This window comes from Deinococcus fonticola (assembly GCF_004634215.1).
Taxonomy (GTDB): Bacteria; Deinococcota; Deinococci; order Deinococcales; family Deinococcaceae; genus Deinococcus; species Deinococcus fonticola.
In genome coordinates this window covers 43793-66012 of record NZ_SMMH01000019.1, presented here as the reverse complement: position 1 = coordinate 66012, position 22220 = coordinate 43793, and the positions used below count along the sequence as shown (strand labels likewise).

23 protein-coding genes are annotated in these 22220 nt (G+C 65.0%); 15 read left to right on the top strand and 8 right to left on the bottom strand.

The window, feature by feature from the left end; translation table 11 throughout:
- Positions 1-28 precede the first annotated feature (28 nt).
- The 3 genes from E5Z01_RS12240 to E5Z01_RS12230 all read right to left on the bottom strand — a co-directional run bounded on the left by E5Z01_RS12240 (position 29) and on the right by E5Z01_RS12230 (position 2471).
- Positions 29-1159 (bottom strand): permease prefix domain 1-containing protein, encoded by a 1131-nt coding sequence (locus E5Z01_RS12240; protein WP_135229616.1) that lies wholly within the window; start codon positions 1157-1159, stop codon positions 29-31.
- A gap of 3 nt (positions 1160-1162) precedes the next feature.
- Positions 1163-1486 carry a PadR family transcriptional regulator gene (locus tag E5Z01_RS12235; RefSeq protein WP_135229615.1) on the bottom strand — a complete coding sequence of 108 codons (324 nt, stop codon included), beginning with the start codon at positions 1484-1486 and terminating at the stop codon, positions 1163-1165.
- A gap of 205 nt (positions 1487-1691) precedes the next feature.
- Positions 1692-2471: a type III pantothenate kinase gene (locus E5Z01_RS12230; protein WP_135229614.1), complete on the bottom strand. Its 780-nt coding sequence runs from the start codon at positions 2469-2471 to the stop codon at positions 1692-1694.
- A gap of 72 nt (positions 2472-2543) precedes the next feature.
- Here E5Z01_RS12230 and E5Z01_RS12225 point away from each other — a divergent pair, with 72 nt between their 5' ends.
- The 5 genes from E5Z01_RS12225 to E5Z01_RS12205 all read left to right on the top strand — a co-directional run bounded on the left by E5Z01_RS12225 (position 2544) and on the right by E5Z01_RS12205 (position 7876).
- Positions 2544-3317, top strand: coding sequence for a class I SAM-dependent methyltransferase (locus E5Z01_RS12225; protein ID WP_167757899.1), 774 nt, complete (start codon positions 2544-2546; stop codon positions 3315-3317).
- A gap of 98 nt (positions 3318-3415) precedes the next feature.
- On the top strand, positions 3416-4753 hold the full coding sequence (locus E5Z01_RS12220) for a S1C family serine protease (protein WP_135229612.1): 1338 nt from the start codon (positions 3416-3418) through the stop codon (positions 4751-4753).
- 113 nt (positions 4754-4866) lie between these two features.
- On the top strand, positions 4867-6174 hold the full coding sequence (gene purB / locus E5Z01_RS12215; RefSeq protein WP_135229611.1) for an adenylosuccinate lyase: 1308 nt from the start codon (positions 4867-4869) through the stop codon (positions 6172-6174).
- A 25-nt stretch (positions 6175-6199) separates the two neighbouring features.
- Positions 6200-6607 (top strand): globin domain-containing protein, encoded by a 408-nt coding sequence (locus E5Z01_RS12210; RefSeq protein WP_135229610.1) that lies wholly within the window; start codon positions 6200-6202, stop codon positions 6605-6607.
- 174 nt (positions 6608-6781) lie between these two features.
- Positions 6782-7876 (top strand): bifunctional 3-deoxy-7-phosphoheptulonate synthase/chorismate mutase, encoded by a 1095-nt coding sequence (locus tag E5Z01_RS12205; protein WP_135229609.1) that lies wholly within the window; start codon positions 6782-6784, stop codon positions 7874-7876.
- A 34-nt stretch (positions 7877-7910) separates the two neighbouring features.
- Here the strand turns inward: E5Z01_RS12205 and E5Z01_RS12200 are convergent, their stop codons facing one another.
- The 4 genes from E5Z01_RS12200 to E5Z01_RS12185 form a co-directional block, all read right to left on the bottom strand.
- A complete protein-coding gene (locus E5Z01_RS12200; protein WP_135229608.1) occupies positions 7911-8477 on the bottom strand; it encodes a 2'-5' RNA ligase family protein in 567 nt (188 codons plus the stop codon).
- A gap of 26 nt (positions 8478-8503) precedes the next feature.
- The gene (locus E5Z01_RS12195) at positions 8504-9163 is read right to left on the bottom strand and encodes a helix-turn-helix transcriptional regulator (RefSeq protein ID WP_135229607.1); all 660 of its coding nucleotides are present in this window, start codon (positions 9161-9163) and stop codon (positions 8504-8506) included.
- A gap of 2 nt (positions 9164-9165) precedes the next feature.
- Positions 9166-10218, bottom strand: a complete 1053-nt coding sequence (locus E5Z01_RS12190; protein ID WP_135229606.1) for an Mrp/NBP35 family ATP-binding protein — start codon at positions 10216-10218, stop codon at positions 9166-9168.
- A gap of 149 nt (positions 10219-10367) precedes the next feature.
- Positions 10368-10871 carry an LEA/WHy family protein gene (locus tag E5Z01_RS12185; RefSeq protein WP_119765962.1) on the bottom strand — a complete coding sequence of 168 codons (504 nt, stop codon included), beginning with the start codon at positions 10869-10871 and terminating at the stop codon, positions 10368-10370.
- 30 nt (positions 10872-10901) lie between these two features.
- Between E5Z01_RS12185 and E5Z01_RS12180 the strand changes: the two genes are divergently transcribed.
- From E5Z01_RS12180 to E5Z01_RS12135, 10 genes are all read left to right on the top strand, one after another.
- Entirely contained in the window at positions 10902-11873 is a 972-nt protein-coding gene (locus tag E5Z01_RS12180) for a hypothetical protein (protein WP_135229605.1), read from the top strand.
- A gap of 147 nt (positions 11874-12020) precedes the next feature.
- Positions 12021-12542 carry a hypothetical protein gene (locus tag E5Z01_RS12175; RefSeq protein ID WP_135229604.1) on the top strand — a complete coding sequence of 174 codons (522 nt, stop codon included), beginning with the start codon at positions 12021-12023 and terminating at the stop codon, positions 12540-12542.
- A gap of 79 nt (positions 12543-12621) precedes the next feature.
- The gene (locus E5Z01_RS12170) at positions 12622-13557 is read left to right on the top strand and encodes a carbohydrate ABC transporter permease (RefSeq protein WP_135229603.1); all 936 of its coding nucleotides are present in this window, start codon (positions 12622-12624) and stop codon (positions 13555-13557) included.
- Positions 13550-14473, top strand: a complete 924-nt coding sequence (locus tag E5Z01_RS12165; protein ID WP_240738357.1) for a carbohydrate ABC transporter permease — start codon at positions 13550-13552, stop codon at positions 14471-14473. Before E5Z01_RS12170 ends, E5Z01_RS12165 begins: the two co-directional genes overlap by 8 nt.
- A 139-nt stretch (positions 14474-14612) precedes the next feature.
- Positions 14613-14987: a hypothetical protein gene (locus E5Z01_RS12160; RefSeq protein ID WP_135229602.1), complete on the top strand. Its 375-nt coding sequence runs from the start codon at positions 14613-14615 to the stop codon at positions 14985-14987.
- 116 nt (positions 14988-15103) lie between these two features.
- Positions 15104-15391 carry a hypothetical protein gene (locus E5Z01_RS12155; RefSeq protein ID WP_135229601.1) on the top strand — a complete coding sequence of 96 codons (288 nt, stop codon included), beginning with the start codon at positions 15104-15106 and terminating at the stop codon, positions 15389-15391.
- Positions 15388-16884, top strand: coding sequence for an FAD-dependent oxidoreductase (locus E5Z01_RS12150; RefSeq protein ID WP_135229600.1), 1497 nt, complete (start codon positions 15388-15390; stop codon positions 16882-16884). Before E5Z01_RS12155 ends, E5Z01_RS12150 begins: the two co-directional genes overlap by 4 nt.
- Positions 16881-17414, top strand: coding sequence for a histidine phosphatase family protein (locus E5Z01_RS12145; RefSeq protein ID WP_135229599.1), 534 nt, complete (start codon positions 16881-16883; stop codon positions 17412-17414). The genes E5Z01_RS12150 and E5Z01_RS12145 overlap by 4 nt, the downstream gene beginning before the upstream one ends.
- A complete protein-coding gene (locus tag E5Z01_RS12140) occupies positions 17407-18171 on the top strand; it encodes an alpha/beta hydrolase family protein (protein ID WP_135229598.1) in 765 nt (254 codons plus the stop codon). The genes E5Z01_RS12145 and E5Z01_RS12140 overlap by 8 nt, the downstream gene beginning before the upstream one ends.
- 204 nt (positions 18172-18375) lie before the next feature.
- Positions 18376-19314 carry a hypothetical protein gene (locus E5Z01_RS12135; RefSeq protein WP_135229597.1) on the top strand — a complete coding sequence of 313 codons (939 nt, stop codon included), beginning with the start codon at positions 18376-18378 and terminating at the stop codon, positions 19312-19314.
- 213 nt (positions 19315-19527) lie between these two features.
- On the opposite strand, the gene E5Z01_RS12130 is transcribed toward E5Z01_RS12135, so the two are convergent.
- Positions 19528-22128, bottom strand: a complete 2601-nt coding sequence (locus E5Z01_RS12130; protein WP_135229596.1) for a BamA/OMP85 family outer membrane protein — start codon at positions 22126-22128, stop codon at positions 19528-19530.
- Positions 22129-22220: the final 92 nt, after the last annotated feature.

The window sequence follows — 22220 nt, the reverse complement described above, 5'->3', positions numbered from 1 at the left end:
AGAGAGCCGCCTGGAGAAGCAGAAGAAGTTATTTGGGGAGGAAAATGCCAGTCCGAAGGTTGTTCAAGGGCACGTTTGTCAGCCGAACCAGCATGACGGGCGTGGGCTGTCCTGCCTGGGGCGGAGTCAACTCCTTTGCGCTGGTCACGAAACGCAACTCTCCAGGTAGGTAGAAGAAACTCACTTTCCCGTTTGGCCCAACAGGTCGGGTAACGACTTTGAATGTATTGTCTCCGAGGCGTGCCAGGACGAACACCGCTTCATCCGGCTTCAGCCCTGTGCTGATGGTGTGGGGCACGTCACCGGCGGTGTTGTAATACGCTTCGTACTGAAAACCCTCGTCTGCATCCGCGTAGACCAATTGTGACATGAGGAGGTCGCCCACGCTGCTATAGATGTGCTGCCCGATGGGTTCGTTCACAGGTTGACTGAGCTTCAGCGTTAATCCGCCAAAGGACAGTTCAGGGTTTCGGTAGTGGCGCAGAATGATCTGTTTTTCGCTGTGGATGGATTGGGTGCGAAGCAGCGTTCCAAGGAAATTGGCCGCAGGCACGTAGTAATCGTTCGCCTCACGGAAAACGGGAGCGAAACTTGTCCAACCGTTGGGGCCTTCCAACCTGTAGCGTCCATCTGAGTGCACTGATAATGTCCCTCCCAGTGCCTCAATGGCCCGTTTGGCTGTAGTCATGCTGAGATATGCGCCGTCGTGGCGGGCGTCGCCGGGCTGGTAACAGATGAAGTGCTGGTCGCGTGAAACGACGGGCAACTGCGGCTGATCTTTCCTTGCTGCCTCAATGCACTTCTGCGCCGGCCCCTGGGTAATCACGGGTAAGGTCATGATTTTGCCGCCCCCTCCCGCGAACGCGTACAACCCGGCGCTGAGGGCAAGGGTGGTCAACGTAGCAAAAGCAATCAATTTGGGCATGTTGTGAACTCCGTTCATGGCGGCACTGACGCGCAGGGGTGGCCCCAGTTCGCGCAGGGCCAGTTTCAGGGCTTGTTCGGGAGAGTGGCCTTCAAATTCCAGCTGTTCAGCGCGGCAAAGGACGTGTTCTTCCAGTTCGTTCCAGACTTCCTCGCGGCGCTCTGGGGGCAGGCCCACCGTGGCGCGGCGCAGGTACGCTTCCAGCGGGGCGGGCGTGCCCATCAGGGTGGTCACGGTCTACACTCCGCTGAGACGCATCACGGCCGCCGTAAAGGTGCTGAATTCCTGCCGTCTGGCCTCCAGCATTTGCCGGCCCTTGTCGGTCACGGCGTAGTATTTGCGCGGTTTGCCGTTGCGCCCGCTTTCGCCGTACTGGGCGGCCAGCAGTCCCTCCTGTTCCATCCGGTGCAGGGCGGGGTACAGGCTGCCTTCCTTGAAGTCGAAGTACCCGTCCGTGCGGCTTCTGGCTTCCTGAATGATGGCGAAGCCGTACAGGGGGCGCTGCTGAAGGATGGACAGCACGATCAGTTCAAGGTTTCCGCGCAGCAGGTCCGGGTTCATGCGTCCTCCAGTCTGGGCTTAGGCCACGCGGCGTCCCGCGAAGTTGCCGCCCCTCCATAGCTATGTCTGTCTACATAGTCTGCCTAAGGTTCTGATTTGTCAAGCCTAGTCTGTCTGAGAAGTGCGGGGTCGAAACATTGCCGTCTGCGGGTCACGCTTGTGGTGTCTGCCCCGTCCACGTTCAGGACTTAAAACTCAATGCCGCTCAGCGGCTGGCCCACAACTCGACCAGCCCGCGCAGGGTCAGGGTTTCGTCGTAGTAATCGATTTCCTGGCAGATGCCCTGAACAGTGCGCGAGAAACCGCCCGTGGCGATGGTGACGGCCTCGCCCGGCAGTTCACTCTGAATGCGGCGCAGCAGGCCGTCCACCATTTCGGCGTAGCCGAACACCAGCCCCGATTGCAGGGCGTGAACGGTATTCTTGCCGATGGCGGTTTCGGGGGCGGCCAGGGTGATGCGCGGCAGTTTCGCGGCGCGCGAAAACAGGGCGTCGGCACTCACCTGGGCGCCCGTTGCCAGTACGCCCCCCAGGAATCGGCGGCCGCGCCCAATCACGTCGAAGTTGGTGGACGTGCCGAAATCCACCACCACCGCGTACTCGTGGTGGGTCATGTATTTCTCTGCGCCGAACAGGTTGCACAGCCGGTCGGCGCCGACCACGCCGGGCGTGTCCAGTTCCACCCTCACGTCCGGCAGGTTCTCGGCCGCCACGCTGAAGGCATCGATCATGAAGTGCCGCTTGAGGGCCAGAGCGTAATTCTCGCCGACCGGCGGGGCCACGCTGCTCAGGACGGCCGCGCGGGGCACCGCCGCACCTGCCAGCGTGAACAGCCCGTGAAGCTGGAGCGCCAGGTCGTCCGGCAACACGTCCCGGTTGGTGCGGATTCGCCAGGTGTGCGTCAGGTTCAGGCTGTCGTCGGCCAGGCCCAGCACGGTGCTGGTGTTGCCGATATCGACGGCGAGCAGGGGGAAGGCGGCGGGCATATCAGGCGCATTCTAAGCGTATACGCTATCTGGCGGACGCCTCCGGTGGCCCCCGGCAGGCAGCATGGGCGGGTGCCCGAACGAAACCTGCCCCACCTTGACCTGCCCCACCTGGACTTACACTATGTCGACCCGCGCCTTGTCGCGCAGTACGACACCGACAACGGCGAGCGTGACGACCTGGCGTATTACGCGGCGCTGGCCGCCGATCTGAACGCCCGGCAGATCATCGACCTGGGCTGCGGCACCGGCTTCCTGGCTCGCCGGCTGGCCGCCGCCGGACATCAGGTGTGGGGCGTCGACCCGGCCCCCGAAATGCTGGCCTACGCGCAAAAACAGCCGGGTGCGGAGCGCGTCGTCTGGCTGAACGCCGACGCGGGCGGTCTGGGGGACTGGCAGGCCGACCTGGCTGTTATGACCGGCAATGTCGCGCAGGTTTTTCTGGAAGATGGCGCCTGGCTGGCGACCCTGCGCCACCTGCACGCGGCCCTGCGTCCCGGCGGGTGGGTGGCCTTCGAGTCGCGGAACCCCCTGGCCCACGAATGGGAGGACTGGACGCCTGAAAAGACACGCGAGGTCACGCCGACTGCCTCCGGCCCGCTGGAAACGTGGCTGGAAGTGCTCGATGTTTCAGGCGGACGTGTTCACATTCGGGGGCGAAACATCTTTCAGGCCACCGGGGAGCACCTCGACGTTCACAGCACCCTGCGCTTCCGCACCTTCGACGAGATCGCGGCGTCTCTTGGGCAGGCCGGGTTCCGGGTGCAGGACGTGTATGGCGACTGGCAGCGCACGCCCTTCACCCCGCCGCGCCGCCTGATGGCGTTTGTGGCTCAGCGGGTGTAAAGGTCTGTCAAGGCCTTCTTGGCTGGCCCGTTCTGCGATTAATCCCTGACCTGCTGTTTTTAACCGTCGTGTAACGGTGATGCGCGATGCTGCCTTGCATGAAGAAGAACCTCTCTGCTCTGGCCCTCACGGGGGCGCTGGCCCTGGGCGGGTTCGTGGGCTACAGCCTGAACGAACGCAGCGCCGCCCAGAACACTGTTCAGAATTCCGTTCCTGTCGTGGCCGCGACCACGCCCACCACGGCGGCAGCCTCCACCACTTTCGACAACGGAAAGGCCCGCACCGAGTCCGAGGCGAACACCGTGAATGTCGTCAAAGAACGGCAAAACGGCCTGGTATACATCAGCGTCACGGAAAGCAGCAAGAACAGCCCCGAGGCGCAGTTGCGTCAGCGGCTTCAGGATCAGTTCGGGCAGCAGTTCGGTCTGCCGCAGGGCAGTGGCAGCGTGCCGGACGCCAAAGGCACCGGCAGCGGCTTTTTCGTCAGCAAGAACGGCGACATCATCACCAACAACCATGTCGTCGACGGCGCCGACACCATCACCATCCGCTTGCACGGCAGTAAACAGACCTACAGGGCCAGGGTGATCGCCCGCGCCCCCGACTTCGACCTGGCGCTCATCCGTGCCGAAGGGCTGCCCGCCGATAAGATTCTGCCCATGCCGCTGGGAAACAGCGACAACCTGGACGTGGGTCTCAAGGCCATCGCCATGGGGGCACCCTTCGACCTGGACTTCAGCGTGTCCGAGGGCATCATCTCCAGCCTGGAACGCCGGGCAGCGGTGGGGTCGCGGGAAATTGAGCAGTCGGTCATTCAGACGGACGCCGCCATCAACCCCGGCAACTCCGGCGGCCCGCTGCTGAACAGCGCCGGCGAGGTGATCGGCGTGAACACCCAGATCGCCACCGGCGGCATCGGCCAAAGCGCTGGGGTGGGGTTCGCCATTCCGATCAACACCGTCAAGAGACTCCTGCCGCAACTCCAGGCCGGCAAGGGCCAGGAACTCAGGACACCGCTGCTGGGCATTCAATTCACGGACCTGAGCCTGCTGGACAGTGCTCAGAAGCGCCAGCAGAACCTGCCGGACACGGGCGCCCTCATTCAGGTGGTCTCCCCGAACAGTCCCGCCGCCGCCGCTGGCCTGCGGGGCGGCACGAACAACGCCATCACCGCCAACAGTGCTACGCCGCAGGGTGCCCAGGGCAATCCACAGGGCAGCGCACAGGGCCGGGGCAATGCCGTCAGCAGCGACGGGGACGTGATTACCGCCATCGACGGGCAACCCATCACCGAGGGCGACGAACTGCGCAGCGCCATTCTCGGCAAGCAGTTCGGCGACCAGGTGAAACTGACCGTGAAACGCGGCGGCCAGACCCGCGACGTGACGGTGACCCTCAAGGACTTCAGCGCGCCGAGCGCCACCAGCACCCCATAAACGTCACACAGTCAGGGAGCCGAGAGAAGCAGTACTCGGCTCCCTGACTTCATGGCCGCGTCACCCCCTGAGTTTTACCCCGGTGCGCCTCCTTCTCTGTTAGCCTCTGGAGCGTGATCGACCGCTACCTGACGCCCGAAATGAAGTCCCTGTGGAGTGAAGCCAGCAAGTACCGCGCGTGGCTGAAGGTGGAACTGGCCGCCATGCGGGCGCAGGCCCAGCACGGCGAGGTGCCGCAGGCGGCCTTCGAGGTGCTGACCGGGAAAAGTGAAAGCGACCCGTTGGACGACGCTTTCGCCGTGAAGGTGGCCGAGATTGAGGCGGTCACGCGCCATGACATCGTGGCCTTTACCCGCGCCCTCACCGACCGGTACGGCGAGGAAGCCCGCTTCATTCACCACGGCCTGACCAGCACCGACGTGGTGGATACCGCGCAGAACCTGCTGCTGGACGAGGCACTGGGCCTGATCCAGGCAGACGTCACCGCGCTGCGCGACGTGTGCCGCACCCAGGCTGTGACCTTCAAGCACACGCCCACGGTGGGCCGCACGCACGGTATTCACGCCGAACCCATGACCTTTGGCCTGAAGTTCCTGAACTGGATGGAGGCCCTCAACCGCGACCTGGAACGCCTGGCGGCCGCCCGCAGGCGCGTGCAGGTGGTTATGCTGAGCGGCTCGGTGGGCACGTACGCGCACGTCAGCCCGAAAATCGAGGAAGAAGTGGCCGCCGCCTGGGGCTGGCAGGCCGCACCCGTGACCAACCAGACCCTCTCGCGTGACCGGCACGCCGAAGTGCTGTACGCCCTGGCGTCCCTGGGGGCCACGCTGGAGAAAATTGCCGTGGAAGTCCGCCACCTGCAACGCAGCGAAGTGCGCGAGGCGATGGAGCCCTTCGGCAAAGGCCAGACCGGCAGTTCCTCGATGCCCCACAAGAAAAACCCCATCCTGACCGAGAACGTCACCGGCTTTGCCCGCCTGCTGCGCGGCTTCCTGATCACCGGTCTGGAGAATGTGGCGCTGTGGCACGAACGGGACATCAGCCACAGCAGCAACGAACGGGTGATCCTGCCCGACGCCACTGCCGGCGCCAGTTACGCCACCCGCCGCCTGACCGGCGTCCTGAAAGACCTGGTGGTGTTCCCGGAGCGCATGCTGAAAAACCTGAACGACCTGGGTGGTCTGGTCTTCAGCCAGCGCGTCCTGCACGCCCTTATCGACGAGAAAGGGCTGACCCGCGAGGACGCCTATACGCTGGTGCAGCGAAATGCCCTGAAGTCCTGGGAAAGCGGCGAAGGCCTGCGCGATCTCCTCAAGGCGGATCCGGAAAATCCCCTCAATGACGAGGAACTCGACGCCGCCTTCGACCTGGCGTGGTATCTGCGCCATGTGGACGACATCTACGCCCGCTTCGGCCTGTGAAGGGCCGTCGGAACGTTGAGCAGCCATGACGGCGCCCATCCCGCTTGATCCCGCAGGCACGCTTTACGACCGCATCGGAGCGGAGAATCTTCACCTCCTGATCGGCCGTTTTTACGCCCGCGTGGCGCGGCATCCCGAGCTGATTCCCATTTTTCCGGCGGATCTGACGCTGACGGCACAGAAGCAGGAGGCATTTTTGACGGGGTTTCTGGGTGGGCCGCCGCTGTATCACCAGCAATACGGACACCCACGTTTGCGGGCGCGCCATTTGCCGTTTCAGATCACGCCTGCCCGCGCCCGGGCCTGGCTGGCCTGCATGCGGGAGGCGCTGCGCGAGACGCCGGAAATCGGGGACGAGGACGCCCGTGAACTGTACGCGGCGCTCAATCGCGTGGCGGTTCACATGGTGAACAGTGCGGAGGCGGAAGGGTAGAAGAGGGCAAAACCCACTTCATTCTCTCCTACGGAGCTGTGCCCGTCCGTCCTGCTCATCTGAGTTCCCTCGCGCTGCTCGGACAAAATCACGGCGTTCTTTTGTCAAATGCCCTATACGTCCTGACTAGTGGTATGCGCCCTATGCACCGCCTTTCTTCCTACACTGGCGGGTATGACGGACTCGAAACGCACCATTGAAGACCTTCGCGCCGAGATTGACGGGATTAACCGCGAGCTGCTGACGTTGATCAGCCGCCGGGCGGAACTGGCAGCGCAGATCGGGCATGCGAAAACGTCCGAGGGGCGCCCGAACCACTACGACCCGGCGCGCGAAGAAAAGCAACTCAAGGAACTGGAGGCGCTCAATCCGGGGCCGTTCAGTGCAGCGACGGTCAAAGGCATTTTCAAGGAGATTTTCAAGGCGAGCCTGGCGCTGGAGGAACAGAACGACAAGAAGCAGTTGCTGGTGTCGCGGCAGGTCAAGCAGGAGGACACCGTGCTGGACATCGACGGGGTGAAGATTGGCGGGAACGAAGCGCCGATTATCATCGCCGGGCCTTGCAGCATCGAATCCGAAGAGCAGATGGAAAGCACGGCGGCCTTCCTCGCTGCGCGCGGCGTGAAAATCCTGCGTGGAGGTGCGTACAAACCCCGCACCAGCCCTTACGGGTTTCAGGGCATGGGCGTGGACGGTCTGATTCTGGGGAACCATGTGGCGAAGGAGCACGGCATGCTGTTCGTCACCGAAGTCATGGACACCCGCGACGTGCCAGTGGTCGCCGAGTACGCGGATATTCTTCAGATTGGGGCGCGCAACATGCACAACTTCGCCCTGCTGCGCGAGGTGGGGCGCACGCAGATGCCGGTGCTGCTCAAGCGTGGGTTCGCCGCCACCATCGAGGAGTGGCTGTACGCCGCCGAGTACATCCTGTCCGAAGGGAACAGCGAGGTGATCCTGTGCGAGCGCGGTATTCGCACCTACGAGAAGTGGACGCGCAACACCCTCGACCTGTCTGCCGTGGCCCTCGCCAAGCAGATGACGCACCTGCCGGTCATCGTGGACGTGACGCACGCCGCTGGCCGCCGCGACCTGCTCATTCCCCTCGCCAAAGCCGCGCTGGCCGTCGGCGCAGACGGCATTCACGTGGAAGTTCATCCCAACCCCGTCACGGCCCTGTCCGACAACGAGCAGCAGCTGGATTTCGCCGGGTACGAGCAGTTCGCCGGGGCCCTGTCCGGCCTGCTGAAAGTCCCCGCGCACGCCTGAGCCGGAGCGTCGACCGCACGAAGGTGGGCTTTGTCTACCCCTCTTCAGGGGGAAAGTCTTCCAGCGGAAAAGTATGCAGTTCCTGCACTTCCCCGCCGACTTCCCTGGTCAAGCTTAAAGCCGTTACGGTAAATGAGGTCAAGGGAGGCGTCAGGTGCTGCACTTCGTTCCAGAGGTCATCGGCGGCCCACGGCAGGATGCCCAGGCCCAGGGTGAGGTGCGGGCGGTACTCCGCGCCGTCGTAGGGGGCGTGGCTGGACGGCCCGATGCTCAGCAGGCGCCGGTGCAGGTCGCGCAGTTTATCGTCCATCTGGCATTCCAGAAAAATCACGCTGGGCAGGCGCTTCCAGCCTTTGATTTGAACGTCGAACTGTGTTTCGTCCTTCAGTTCGGCGCGGAAGGCCGCCACCAGTTCCTTGCTGCGCAGCGGCGTCTGAAAGGGCGCACGGAGATTAAGGTGGGGCAGGCCAAAGCCCCGGACGTTCAGACGCTCCTGCTGGCGTCTCATCCAGGTGTCCAGCACCTCCGGCGGCCAGGCCACGATGCTGTGCAGCGGCGCCAGAGGCTCGGCAATGGTGGGGAGAAATCCGGATCTGGTCATGGGAGCGGGTGAAGGGGTGACCGATACTACCCGATCCGGTAACGGCACGTTCCCTGCCCACACGCGATGGTCAGTTCGCGGCGTAGCTCGGTGCCCAGAACGTCGCGGTACAGGCGCAGTTCCGCGGCGCACAGTTCGCGGTGCTGGCGCGCCACCGTCAGGTTCGGGCAGTTGCGCTGCACCAGGAACAGCGCCTCTCCGTCGCTTTCGATGACGGCATCGAAACCCAGCCGGGTCAGCAGCGTGCTCAGCCGCTCCAGCCGTTCGGGCAGCGGCAGGTCTGCCGGAAGCTGTTCGCGCCACTGCCTGACGTGTTCCATGTTGCGGGCTTCCAGCACGCGCAGCACGGCGTCATCCCCGAACATCGTCTGCACCTGTTTCAGTACGTCCAGGCACAGGTTCGCGTAGGTCTTCGGAAAGGCCGCCTCGCCCCGCTCGGTCAGCGCGAACACGTGCTGGGGCCGCCCGCGTCCGCTGGGCCGCTCGGTGCGCGACTCGATCAGGGCGTGTTCCTGAAGGTCGAGCAGGTGGCGTCGCGCGGCAGGAATGCTGATTTCCAGCTTGCAGGCGATGTCCTGCGCGGTCAGGGGGCCGCAGCGTTTGATCAGTTCCAGCAGCTTGTTTTTCGTGCGTTCCGGCGCAGGCGCCAGGGACGGGGAGGGCGCGGTGAGGGAAGAGGGGGACATGCTCAGACGACCGTGAGTTGATCCGGCAGCGAGGACAGCGAGCGGATGCTGATCTGCCCGGCCAGGTTGCGGGCCACCTGGGTCAGCACGGCGGCGGCGGGCCTGTCCGGGTGGGCCAGCACCACCGGCGTGCCCTGGTCGCTGTCCTGGCGTACGTCGGTGTCGATGGGCACTTCGCCCAGCAGCGGGAACTGCTCGCCCAGTTTGCGGCTGCCGCCGCGCCCGAAGAGGTCATAGGTGTGGCCGGTGTCCGGCGCGACGAAGTAACTCATATTCTCCACGATGCCCAGCACCGGCACGCTGGCTTTCTTGAACATGTCGATGGCGCGCGCCGCATCGATCAGGGCCACGTCCTGCGGGGTGGTCACGATCACTGCGCCGGTCACCTGCACCGTCTGCGTCAGCGACAGTTGCACGTCCCCGGTGCCGGGCGGCAGGTCCACGATCAGGTAATCGAGTTGTCCCCACGCGGCGTCCTTCAGAAACTGCTGTATGGCGCTGTGCAGCATCGGCCCGCGCCACACCAGCGCCTGACCGGCCGGGGAAAGGTTTGCCATGCTCAGGAACTTCACGCCGTGCGCCTCGAGGGGCAGCATCTTGCGCTCCTCGTTCGCGGTGATGCGGGCGGCCCCCTGGCCCATCATGTGGGCCACGCTGGGGCCGTACACGTCGGCGTCGAGCAGGCCCACCTTCGCGCCGTCACGCGCCAGGCTGGCCGCCAGGTTCACGGCCACGCTGCTTTTCCCCACACCACCCTTGCCGCTTCCCACCAGCACCACGTGCTTGACCCCCGGCAGCGCGGGCTGGCTGGGCGCCCGCACCATCGCCCCGAACGTCACCACCACGTCCTGCACGCCCGGCACTTTCAGCAGCGCCTCCCTCACGTCCCCCTCGATCTTGCCCTTGAGAGGGCAGGCAGGCGTGGTCAGGTTCACTTTCACGCGTGCCACGCCGCCGCCGAGTTCCGCCGCCTCGATCATGCCCAGCGAGACCAGGTCTCGGTGCAACTCGGGGTCGTTTACAGTGCGAAGTGCCGCCATCAGCGCGTCATGCATACCCCGCCATATTGCGCGGAAACCGCCCGCCTGACAACCGACTGTGTTACAGACACGGAGGCCGAATGCTCAAGAGGCAGATGGGGGAGGGCAGAAGGCGGAAGGCTAAAACACCCTCAACATCACGTCCTTTCACGCTTGATGTTCCATCAAAACGGCACGATTGGGGCCTGCTTCCACACACCCTGCGCGAGCGTGAACGGCCCGAAGGTGGGGCGGCCCAACCCCCCAAGGTCGGCGGTAAAAGTGCCGTCCAGACGGTAACTGACCTGCTGACCACGGGCCACTTTCAGGAAGGCGCCGGCGGTGGGCAAAGTGACGGGGATGTCGAGGTTGGCGTCTTGCAGGGCTTCGCCGCTGGCGGGCAGGTTGACGTTGGGCAGATTCACGTCACCGACCTTCTCGCCGTCGATGATGACGGATGCAAAGATGTTCGCCAGCCGCACGGGAACGGCGTTGGGATTGTTCACGCGCAGTTTCAGGGTCACGTTCGCCGTGGCGGGGCGCCCACCACTCGGCAGGGTCAGGCGGTTCAGGCGAATCCCCTCGACTTTCATGGTGGGGACTTTCACCGCCTGCTGCAAGGGAGCGCAGGACACGAGGGCCGCCAGGGGCAGTAGAACCAGACGGGTGACGGCAAGGGGGGGGCGCATATTCATACCCTAGCGGGCTACCCTGAGGGCATGCACAGGACTTTGCTCACCATACTTTGCTTTTCCCTGGGCGCCTCCGGGGTCGGCGGCGCGACCAACGTGGATTTCGGCGTGACGTACCCGCTGACGGCGCGGGTGGGCGTGTCCGACTGGCCGGCACTGGGCGGCACGGTGGCGGCGGGGGTGTCCACGCGGGGGGTGGACGTGTCCTACGCCCGTGGTCTGAGCCTGCCGCCGCTGGGCGCGCTAAACACGAGTGTGCAGGCTCAGGTGGCCTGGGCTGGCGGTTTCCGCGTGGCCTCCGCCACATCAGGCGCGTTAGGCCCGGTGGCACTGAGCCTGTCGGGCACTTACTTCACTGCGTCCGCGGCCACGTTTGACCCACTGGCCGGCTGGACGCTGGCCCCCACCGATCTCCGGGGGAACGGTTGGAACGCCGATCTGGGCGTGCGCTACCGCGTGAACCGCAACCTGGTGGCGCTGCTGGGCACCGAACTGGGCGGCCCGTGGAACGTTTACGGCGGCGTGGAGCAGCGGCGTGACCTGACCCGCACCCTGCCCCGCGCGGAAGGCGACGACCCGGACGCCCCGCTGGAAACGGAAACCACCGGAACGCTGTCTTACCGCCTGGGGGCACGCGCAGGTACGGACGTGCTGGGCGCCACCGCCGGATTCACCTACACCACGGCTGACGGCCGGGCTTTTGCGCTCGACGCGCAGGTGGGGCCAGAACGCGGCGGCCACTCCGGGCTGGGCCTGGTCGCCAGCGTGTCCTTCGCGGACGTGCTGGGCGAGAACAGCCGCCTGCGCACCTACGCCGCCTATGAACCCTGGCGCTGGAACACCAACCCCCTGCGGGCCGGCGTGGAGATCACGAAACCCGTCGGCCCCGGTACCCTGAAACTCGACCTGCGCGGCGGCCTGAACCAGGCTGGAGAAACCGGCTTCGGCGCAGCGGCCAGCTACTCCTTCCCGCTGGGCCAGGCTGAGCAGGAACCCTGAATCAGAGGTTTCATGTTCCTGGCCACCGCCTCACTGACCTTTTCTCCCGCGCTTCACGCTCCCGAACCCCATAGCCCCCACCTTCTTCTAAACGTGACCTGAGCCTCTTTTCATTGTTCGAGCCGGTCTGGGGCGCATGCTGACCCCATGACGGACAGTAAAAAGGACAGGGGCCTGCTGGAATCGGTGCTGGACGTGGCGAAAGCCGGCGCGGACGAACTGGTCGACCGCACGAAGGCGGTGATACACGACGTGGCCGCCAACATCGGGAACGACCCGGAGGAAAATGCCAGAGACCGCGCCGACGCGGCGGCGGCCCGCGCCCGCGCCGAGGGGCACAAGACGAGCTACCAGGGCCATATGAAAGACGTGGATGCCCAGATGAACAGCGCCCTGACGGAGGCGAAAAGCAGGGCGAGCGAGTACGCCGACCGGGCGAAAGCCGAAGCGGAACGCCTGAAAGCCGAGGCGAGCCGGATGGCCGACAGGGCGCAGGAGGGGGCCAGCAAGGCCGGGCAGGACATGCAAGACGCCGCCCAGAAGATGGGCCGTGACGCCTCGGACGCGGCCGGGCGCATGAAGGATACGGCCAGCGACGCGGCTGACAAGGTCTCGCAGACGGCGAAGGACACTGCGCAGGACGTAAAAAACGACCTCGACAGATCGTAGCTCCAGGTTTGAGTCTGTCCTCTCCCTTCCCGGGGGGGTTTTTCATGCCTGGGCCGTCAGGGTTCGCTACACTTCCCGAATGACCTCCACTCCCCGGCGCGTTTCACGCCGTGCACAGCACCAGCAGGGGGCCAGCGGCGCGAAAGTCACCGCGAGAAACACCGTGATCGCCTACGCCTTCATGCTGCCGTTCCTGCTGCTGTTGCTGATTTTCCACACCTGGCCTGTCATCTTCGGAACTTTTCTGGCGTTCACGAAGTACAACATCATCAACCCGCCCGAGTGGGTGGGGCTGGAAAACTTCCGCGAACTGTTCCGCGACGAGCAGTTCTGGTCCGGCCTGAAAAACAGCCTGAAGTACATCCTGGTGGTGCCGGTCATTCAGGTCATCAGCATTCTGGTGGCTCTGCTGGTCAACCGCCCGCTGCGGGGCATCGGGTTTTTTCGCACCGCCTACTACGTGCCGGTGGTCACCAGTTTCGCGGTGGTGGGGCTGATGTGGTCGTGGCTGTACCAGCAGAGCGGCCCGGTCAACACGGTTCTGATGGCCCTGGGCCTGATGAAAGAAGACCGCGGCCTGCTGAACAACCCCGCCACGGCGCTGCTGGCGGTCATGTTCGTGACCCTCTGGAAAGGCATCGGCTACTACATGGTGCTGTACCTGGCAGGCTTGCAGAGCATCAGCACCGAACTGGAGGAAGCGGCCGTCATCGACGGGGCCACCCGCACCCAGGTCTTCTGGAACATCACCCTGCCCAGCCTGCGCCCCACCATTCTGGTGTGCAGCCTGCTCTCGACCATCAGCGCCATCAAGGTCTTCGAGGAAATTTACGTGATGACCGGGGGCGGCCCCGCCGGAAGCACGTACTCGGCGCTGTTCTACACCTACTCGCGGGCCTTCTACGACTTCAAGTACGGCCTGGCGGCGGCGGGAGGCATCATCATCGCGTTCATCAGCATCATCTTCGGCATCCTGAACTTCAAACTGACGCGCGGAGGCAAAGCCGATGCCTGACCCCAACCGCGCCGTCATGACCGACGAATTCGCCCGCACCGCCGCTGAACTCAAGGCGAAACGCCAGCAGCGCCAGCGCCTCAGCAACTTCCTCGCGTACCTGGTGCTGACCGTCATCGCGCTGATCATGCTGTACCCGTTCTACTGGACGATCATTACCAGCCTGGAACCCGGCGGCAGCATCTACGAGGCGAAAATCCTGCCCAGGGGCATCAGTTTCAAAAATTACCTGGAGGTCTGGAAAGGCACCACCGTCCCGTTCTGGCGGCTGATCCTGAACAGCGTCATCATCTGCACCCTCGGGATTACGCTGTCGGTCACGCTGGCCACCCTGGCCGCCTACCCGCTCGCCAAGATGCGTTTTCCGGGCCGTGACCTGATCTTCTACGCCATCCTGGCGCTGATGGTGTTGCCCAACGAGTCGGGCCTGATCGTGAATTACATCAGCACCATCAAGCTGGGGTTGCTGTCGCAGACGAACCCGATTCTGGACATGGTGAAGCAGTACTTCGCGGTGGTGCTGCCCGGCGCAGCGTCCATTGTGGGCCTGTTCCTGATCCGGCAGGCGTACCTGAGCGTGCCCATCGAACTGATCGAGGCCGCCCGCATCGATGGGGCCAGCGAACTGAAAATCTGGCGCAGCATCATGCTCCCGCTGGCCCTGCCCACCATCGCCGCCTTCAGCATCCTGGAGTTCGTGGCGTACTGGAACAGCTTCCTGTGGGCCAGAACCATGCTGCCCGACAAGAACCTGATGCCCCTCTCGGCGGGCCTGCTGGAACTGTCCGGCACGTTCAGCACCAACAGCCGCGCGGTCATGGCTGGGGCTGTGATCGCCATTCTTCCCATTCTGATCGTGTTCGCGTTCGGGCAAAAATACTTCATGAAGGGCCTGGAAGGCGCCGTGAAGGGCTAAGCTCGGGAAGAACGAAACCGCCCCGCGAGGACTGCGGCGGTTTTCCCGCTTTCCTTCGCCAGGCGGCATTCCCGCTGACGTCTACAATGGGGATAAATCCTCGACTGATCTTCGGGAGCCTTGAAGGAGGCGTACAAGCATGAAAAGACTCGTTTTGCTGGGCATTCTTGCCGGTCTGACCGCCTGCGGTGTCGTGCCGGTCTCGCGCACCGTGCCGCTGAACGTGGTCGCCGTGGACATCCCTGCTCTCCTCGCGCCCGGCGCAGACCTGAGCGTAACCGTGAAGTACAGCCTGGGCTGCAACGACAAAGACCAGCGTCTTCTGCTTGTCAAGCGTACTGCCAGCATCCTTTCCCTGGAGGCCAGTGCCACGAATAACGGCCTGCAAGTCGCCTGCCCCGCTGTTTACGCCGAGCAAACCCTGACTTACGTGGACTCCGGCGCGGTGGGCCGCACCAACCCCTTCGAAGTTGTGGTGAACGGCAAAAGCTGGGGCAAGGTCGAGGTCAAGTGAATCGGGTTCTTCTGCTCGGCCTGTTCCTTCTCACGGCCTGCCAGACGAAAAAAGACCCAGCGCCTGAGCAAGCGAAGGTGGAGGAGCCCCGGCACATGACGGCAGTTCGGGCCAGCATGCAGGAAGTTCCTGACCAGCCCGGCGCACGCCTGATCACCTGGGAAACGAATTACCATTCCTGCGATCCCTTCCAAAACCTGAACGTGAAACGTGAAGGAAATACTGTGAATATCGATCTTCTGACCACTCCACCACCTGAAGCCTGCACAACGGAAGCCGGAAGCATACAAAAAGTCAGCCTGATCCTTCCGCCGGGCACGTTTTACAGTGATCGTTACCGTATCAGTCAGGCCATTACTGTGCGCCTGAATGGGCAGGAGATCGGTGTGGTGCAACCAGAATGACCCTTTCATACACCACTTCCCAGCGAACCTGGGACGTGATCGTGGCCGGGGGCGGCACCGCAGGCGCTATGGCCGGAATTGCGGCGGCCCGCGCCGGGGCCAGCGTGCTGGTGGTCGAGGCGCAGGGCAGCCTGGGCGGTACCGGCACCAACGCCTGGGTGACGCCCCTGATGCGCAACGTGAGTGACGGGCAGAACCTGAACCGGGGCCTGACCGACGAACTCAAGCGCCGCCTGCATGGCCGGGGAGACGGGGCCACCGACGGGGGCGGCAACGACAACTGGTTCAACCCCGAGGGCCTGAAGTTCGTGCTGGAACAGATGCTGCTCGAAGCCGGCGGGGAAGTGCTGTACCACACGCAGGTCGTGAAACCGCTGCTGACAGAAAGCGGAAGGCCGCAGGCAGCAGGCCAAAAGATGATCGAGGAATTGAACGCCACATCCGTCTTTTCCCACGATTCACGATTCACGCTCCACGCCCTCTCCACACGCCACGCGCCACTAGCCACAAGCCGAATCTCCGCTCTCGTCATTCACAACAAGGGCGGCCTGCAAGCCCTTCGCGCCGCCGTCTTTATCGACGCCACCGGGGACGCGGACGTGGCGGCGGGGGCGGGCGTGCCGTTTCACGCGGGGGACGAGGACGGGCTGCACCAGGCCATGAGTCTGCGCTTCACGCTGGCAGGCGTGGACACGGCGCGGTTGATGGCTTTCCTGTGCGAGAACGGGCAGGGGCAGGAATCGCCGGAGTTCCTTCACTTCTGGATGGTGTGGGGGCGCAAGTCCACCCTGGAACCCCTCTTCCGGCAGGCGGTGCAGGGCGGCGTGCTGCTGGAGCGCGACGGCGATTACTTCCAGGCCTTCAGCGTGCCGGGCCGTCCGGGCGAGTTGTCGTTCAACTGCCCGCGTATTCGCGCAGACCTGAACGACGGCGCAGACCCGTGGCAGCTTTCGGCGGCGCAGACCGACGGACGGGCCGCCATCGAGCGCCTGACCGCCTTCTGCCGCCAGTTCCTGCCGGGCTGTGAGGCGGCGTTCGTCGGCGTGGTGGCCCCCATGGTCGGGGTTCGTGAGACGCGCCGCATCGTCGGGGAGTACACCTTGAGCGTGGAGGACATCCTGGATTGCCGCAAGTTCCCGGACAGCATCTGCCGCAACCACTACCCGGTCGACATTCACAGCGTGAAGGGCGGCGCGAAGCTGCTGCACGAGCGCGACGGTGAGGCCGCGTATTTCGCCAGGGACGCCTACCACGAGATCCCCTTCCGCTGTCTGGTGCCGCAGGGCGTGGGGAACCTGCTGGTGCCGGGCCGGGCGGCCAGCAGCACCTTCGAGGCGCAGTCCAGCATTCGCGTGCAGCAGAACTGCCACACCATGGGCGAGGCCGCCGGGATCGCGGCGGCGTGGGCCGCGAAAAACCATGCTGGAGCTGTCCGGGCGGTGGACGTGAGCGCGCTGCAAGCGGAGATGCGCCGTCTGGGGGGCCTGGTGTGAAATTCCCGGCTGGAACCGTGATTCTGATTCGTCATGCGCGGGCGGGTGGGCAGGAACCGGACGCGCCGCTGACCCCCGAAGGCGAACGGCAAGCCACGCAACTGGCCGAACAACTTGGGGAGGTCGACATTACCCGCATCGTCAGCAGCCCCTGGCTCCGGGCGGTGCAGACCATTCGGCCGCTGGCCGCCCGGCTGGATCTGCCGGTACAGATGGATGAACGCCTGACTGAACGAAGGTTGAGCGGCGGCCATTTACCGTCGTGGCAGACGGCCCTGAGACAGAGCTTCGACGCTCCGGCGCTGGCGTTTCCGGGGGGCGAGTCGGGCCAGGAGGCCAGCACCCGCGCACTGAACGCCCTGAACGCGGCGCGTGACCCGGCAGGGCTGACCGTGCTGGTCACGCACGGCAACCTGCTGGCCCTCCTGCTCGGCCTCGATTTTGGCGGCTGGGCTGCCCTGAAAAATCCGGACGTGTGGGTGCTGGAACCGGCCCGCGCCCCGTACCGGCTGGAGGACTGCTGTGCCTGAACCCTTGCCTGATCCGCCCGCTGCGTCGGAACTGGCGGGCGTGCCGTGCCGGGTGGAGCGGCGCGTCTGGGCGGGCGTGCCCTGCCTGCTGGAGCGTCCCCTGACCGACCGGCCACTGCGGGCGGTGTGCGTGGTGTTTCACGGGGCCTGGGCCAGCAAGGAAGGAAAACTGGGCGTGTACTCGGCCCTGACCGCGCAGGACGTGCTGGTGGTGCTGCCGGACGCGGCCCTGCATGGTGAGCGGCAGGAGGACACGCCCGCCGGCCTCAATGCCCGCGAGTACGTGTGGGAAAGCGTCTCGCGCACCGTGGCGCAGACGCCCGCGCTGCTGGACGCCGTCGCCGCAGAGTTCGGCGCGCTGCCGGTGTGGGTAATCGGTTCCAGCATGGGCGGGTACGTGGCCCTGACCCTGCCCCGCACCGAAGGGCGCGTGCAGAAGGTGGCGGCGGCCATCACGTCCGGCGTGTGGAGGGAACCGCTGGTCGCGCGCCCGGCCCTGCGCGACTTTCTGGACAGCTACCGGCCCGTCGAGCACGCCGCGTCCTTCCCCCCACGACCGCTGCTGCTGATCAGCGGGGCGCAGGACGCGGTGTTTCCGACCACCGAGCACCACGCTCCTACCGCGCAGGCGTTCAAACGCGCCTATGGGGCCGCGGGCCTTCCCCACCTGTTTCAGGAACAGGTGCTGCCGAACGTGGGCCATTACACCAGTCAGCGCCTGCGCCGCGAGGTGATTCGCTTCTTAACGGGCTCCTGATCAGCATCCCGTTTGTTTTGTGCTCCCTGCGGCGTTGTTGCGCAGGAAGCACTGCACTTCCGAGACCCTTGTTGTTCCATCTCGTTCCAGTCGGGTTGCCCAGTGATTGCATAACTGAGGGCCGGAATGCTTATGACTTCACGAAAGGCGTTTACCATGGGGGAATGCCAGTGAACAGCGTTTCAAGTGAACCGGTTGCTGCCCATGCCTGACCTGGGGTGGGCGGCTGGACTGCTGGGCGCGCTGACCACGGCGCACTTCGCGTCCACGGTGTTCTCGGGGCGTGGCAGGGACTTCAGGGGGCTCGCTCTGGCCTCTGGTCTGGTGGTGGTGAGCTGCCTGCTGGGCGCGGACTGGGTGGTTCACCCGGCGGCGGGTCTATTGCTGGCCTTCCTGTTCAGCCGGCTGGGCGGCGCGCGCCGTGGACACATGCCTCTGCCGCTGCTGGGGGTGGCGCTGCTCAGCGCTGCAGCGTTCATGTGGCTGGGGGCCGGCTGGCTGAAGTTCCCGCTGGTGGTCGTCCTGGCACTCACGGCGTTCTCGGCCCTCGGCCAAAGGGGCCAGGTGCGTGGCAAAACGGTCACGGAACGCCCCGAGAGGCCCGCCCAGCTTCCCCAGGGCACCACCGGCACGCCCGTTCAACCTGTCCAGCTTCCGGAAGGCCTTCCGGTGCCGACACCGTCAGCCAGACCGCCGGAGGCTACCCAGTACGCGGCCAGCTCGGGCCCCAACACGGGCCTGAACGCGCTTCATCAGGATCAGCGCCTTCCGGCGCAGGCGCGGGCGCTGCTGGTCGCCATCGACCTGCGCACCATCGAGGCGCAAAAAGCCCTGGCGGCGCAGGGCCAGACCGGTACGCAGGCGGCCTACGAAGCCCGCGCGATCCGCGAGGAGTACGCGCCCGCCGCCGTGCAGGCTTACCTGAAACTGCCGCCCACGCGCGCCGACACCCTGCCCATCGAGGGCCACAGAACCGGGCGTGACCTGCTGTGCGAACAGCTGGAACTGCTGCTCAGCGCCGCGCAGAAGCTGGTGGAATTCAGCACGCATGCCGGTGGACAGGAGCTGCTGACCAACGGCCGCTTCCTGCGCGATAAATTCGGTCAGGTCAGTCCGGACGAGCAGGACTTGAAGTTGAAGTGATCAGAATGCCGGCCCATCACTTACGAAGTCACTGGGCGGGGCCGGGCGGACTTGCAAAGTTGCAAGCAGAGCGAACAGGAGCAACCAGCGTCCCGGATGCTCAGGACGCCCGGTATACGGTTGACCCGGCAAGCTCACGCGGCCGCCTATAGAACGCTGCACGTAAAAGGGCGCTGAAGTCGCCTTCAACGCCCGATATGGAAATAACACGCTTTACCAGAAGTTGCCGATCTTGAACATGAACCGTGCGCCCTGCTGGTTGCCGTTGCCGTCGACCCGCTGGGGGCTCCAGCCGTAATCGAAGCGCAGGGTGGGCAGGCGCGTCCCGCCGATGCCCAGGTTGAGCTGCACGCCGGCCCCGAGGCCGTAAGCGCCCTCGAAGTTGCCGCCGGGCTTCCACACGCCGCCGGCATCGGCCCACAGAATGCCGTACAGGCCCTGCGCGAACCCGGCGTTCAGGCCGAAGTCGTGGCGGTACTCGACGGCGCTGGTGACGTAACTCGTGCCGAACAGTTGCCCGTCGTTCAGGCCGCGCAGTTCGCGCGGGGCGGCGGGGTTCACGCCCCCGATGTAGTACCCGGTGCCTTCGGGCATGGAGCCGACACTGGTGCCGTAGTTCAGGCGGGCGGCGAATACGTTCTTGTAGGTGTCGCTGCCGTACTCCTGCTTGCGCTTCGCGCCGAACCCGAAGTACTTGCTCGCGCCGAGTTCCGCGTCCGTCCAGCCCAGCGGGGTGCTGCCGCTGCGCCCGAAGTTGTAGGCGGCCAGGGCATTGCCGCGCCAGCCGGCGCCGGGGAACTCCTGGTTGTCGGTGCTGTCGTAGGCCAGGCTGCTTTCCAGGCGGGTGGTCAGGTTCTCTTTGGGCAGCAGGGTCGCGGCCTTCTCGTTGCTGGTGGTGGTGGTCTCACCGGACTGGATGGTTTCCAGATAGTAGGTCTTGTAGTTGATCTGGGCCCCCACGCTGGCACTCAGGTTGGGGGTGATGTTGCGGCCCAGGTTCACACTCAGGCCGGTGGTGCGCACGGTGTAGTCGCGCCCGGTGTCTTCCTTGGTGACCTTGCCCGCCAAGTCGGTGACGTTGTCGTACAGCGTCTGGTTGCCGCCCACGGTGCTGTACAGGTTGAAGCTGGCGGACGTGCGCCGGCGTTTGAAGTCCCCGAAATTCAGGTCCAGCCACGGAATGGTGTAGTTCAGGCCCCCGGAGAAGTTCTGCCCGGCCTGGTTCAGCCCCGCGGTCACGTTCAGGCCCAGGCGCTGGCCCAGACCCAGGAAGTTCGTTTCCTCGTAGCCGGCGCTGCCGTTCCAGCCGCTGACGGTGTCGTAGCCCAGCATCAGGTTGGGCGAGCGGCTGCCAGTGTCGGCCAGTTGAATGACGTAGGTGATGTTCTCGGGGTTCTGCGCGTCGTTGGACTTGGCCGAGGTGTTGCTGATGGTCACGAAGCCCAGGCGGCTCACGCGGCCCAGCGCCTCCTGAATCTCGTTCAGGTTAAAGAGCCGACCCGGGGCCGGAAGTTCGCGCAGAATCACATGGTCTTTGGTCTTGTGGTTGCCCTGCCAGGCCAGTTCGTAGCCGGCCACGCGCACTTCGCGGATGTTGAAGGTCAGCACGCCTTCCTTGAAGCTCACGGCGTCGCGGGTGCTGATCTCGTACCCGGCCTTGCGGTAGGCCTCGCGCAGCGCCACGAAGTCGTCCTGCGCCAGTTGCGGCGAGTACACGTCCCCGACTTTCGTCTTGAGGGCGGCGGCCAGCGTGGCGGTGGGCACCTGGGTGTTGCCGGCGAACTGAATGGTCTTGATGGGGCCGCTTTCCACTTCCGCCGCGCCGAAGAACACGGTCAGGCGGCCAGGGTTGCTCTGGTCGGGTTGCAGCGCGAACCCCACCGGTTGGCCGGTCTCGTTGGCCAGCGCGCGCACGTCGGCCTGCAGGGTGGCCAGGCGCACCGGGGTGCCCACGCGCGTTTGCAGGGCGCTTTTCACTTCTCCCAGTGCCGAGGTGTCGATGTCGGCCACCACACCCTCGGTCACCTGGATTTTCAGGACGCCCTTGTCGAGCGTCACACCGCCCGGCGCAATGCCGGCCTGGATGTACCCGGCGTCGGTGTAGGCCTTCTGAAGGGCGTCGGAGGCCGCAAAGAAGGCCTGGGTGGTGAATTTCTTGCTGTCGTACAGCGGTTTGAAGATGCTGGTGATGGTCGCCTGCGGCAGCAGCGTCGCGCCGCTCACTTCGACCCGCGAGATGGGTGCGGTCTCGTCGACCACGAAGGCCACCGTGACCGTGCCGTCGGCGTTGGTCTTCAGGGTGCTGCTGATGCTGGGCACGAACGGAAAGCCCTGCTGCTGGTAGTTTTGCGCCAGGGCCGTTTTGGCCTGGTCGATGCGCTGGGTGTTCAGGGTCGCGCCGGGGGCGATGTTCAGCAGGTCGCTGATGCTTTTCTTGAAGGCGTCGGCGGGCAGGTAGTTGAGCCCGCTGGCGTCCACCGCGCTGATGGTCGGGTTGGTCTGCACCGTGATGACCAGCGTGTCGCGCCCCTGCACGGTGCGCAGCTCGGCAATCGCGGACTTGAAGTAGCCGGTGCCCAGCACGTCCTGTTCGACCTGGCGCAGGTTCACGCTGGAGAGCGGCGTGCCCTGTTGCACGGTGATGGTGGACTTGATCAGGTCGCTGAGCAGGTCGGTGGAACCCACGATGCTGATGTCCTGCACGGTTCCGGCGCTGGCGGTTCCGACCGGGGCCGGCGTGGTGGCCGGGGCCGTCTGGGCGTAGGCGGGGGCCGCGAGGGCCAGGGTCACCGCAAGAGTTAAGGAATGTCGCATGCTTCTCCTAGTTTGACACAGCCTGCAAAATGCGCGTTGGGACACCACCTGCGGCACGTGTGCATGACACACAGTCGGACACGGCAAACTGA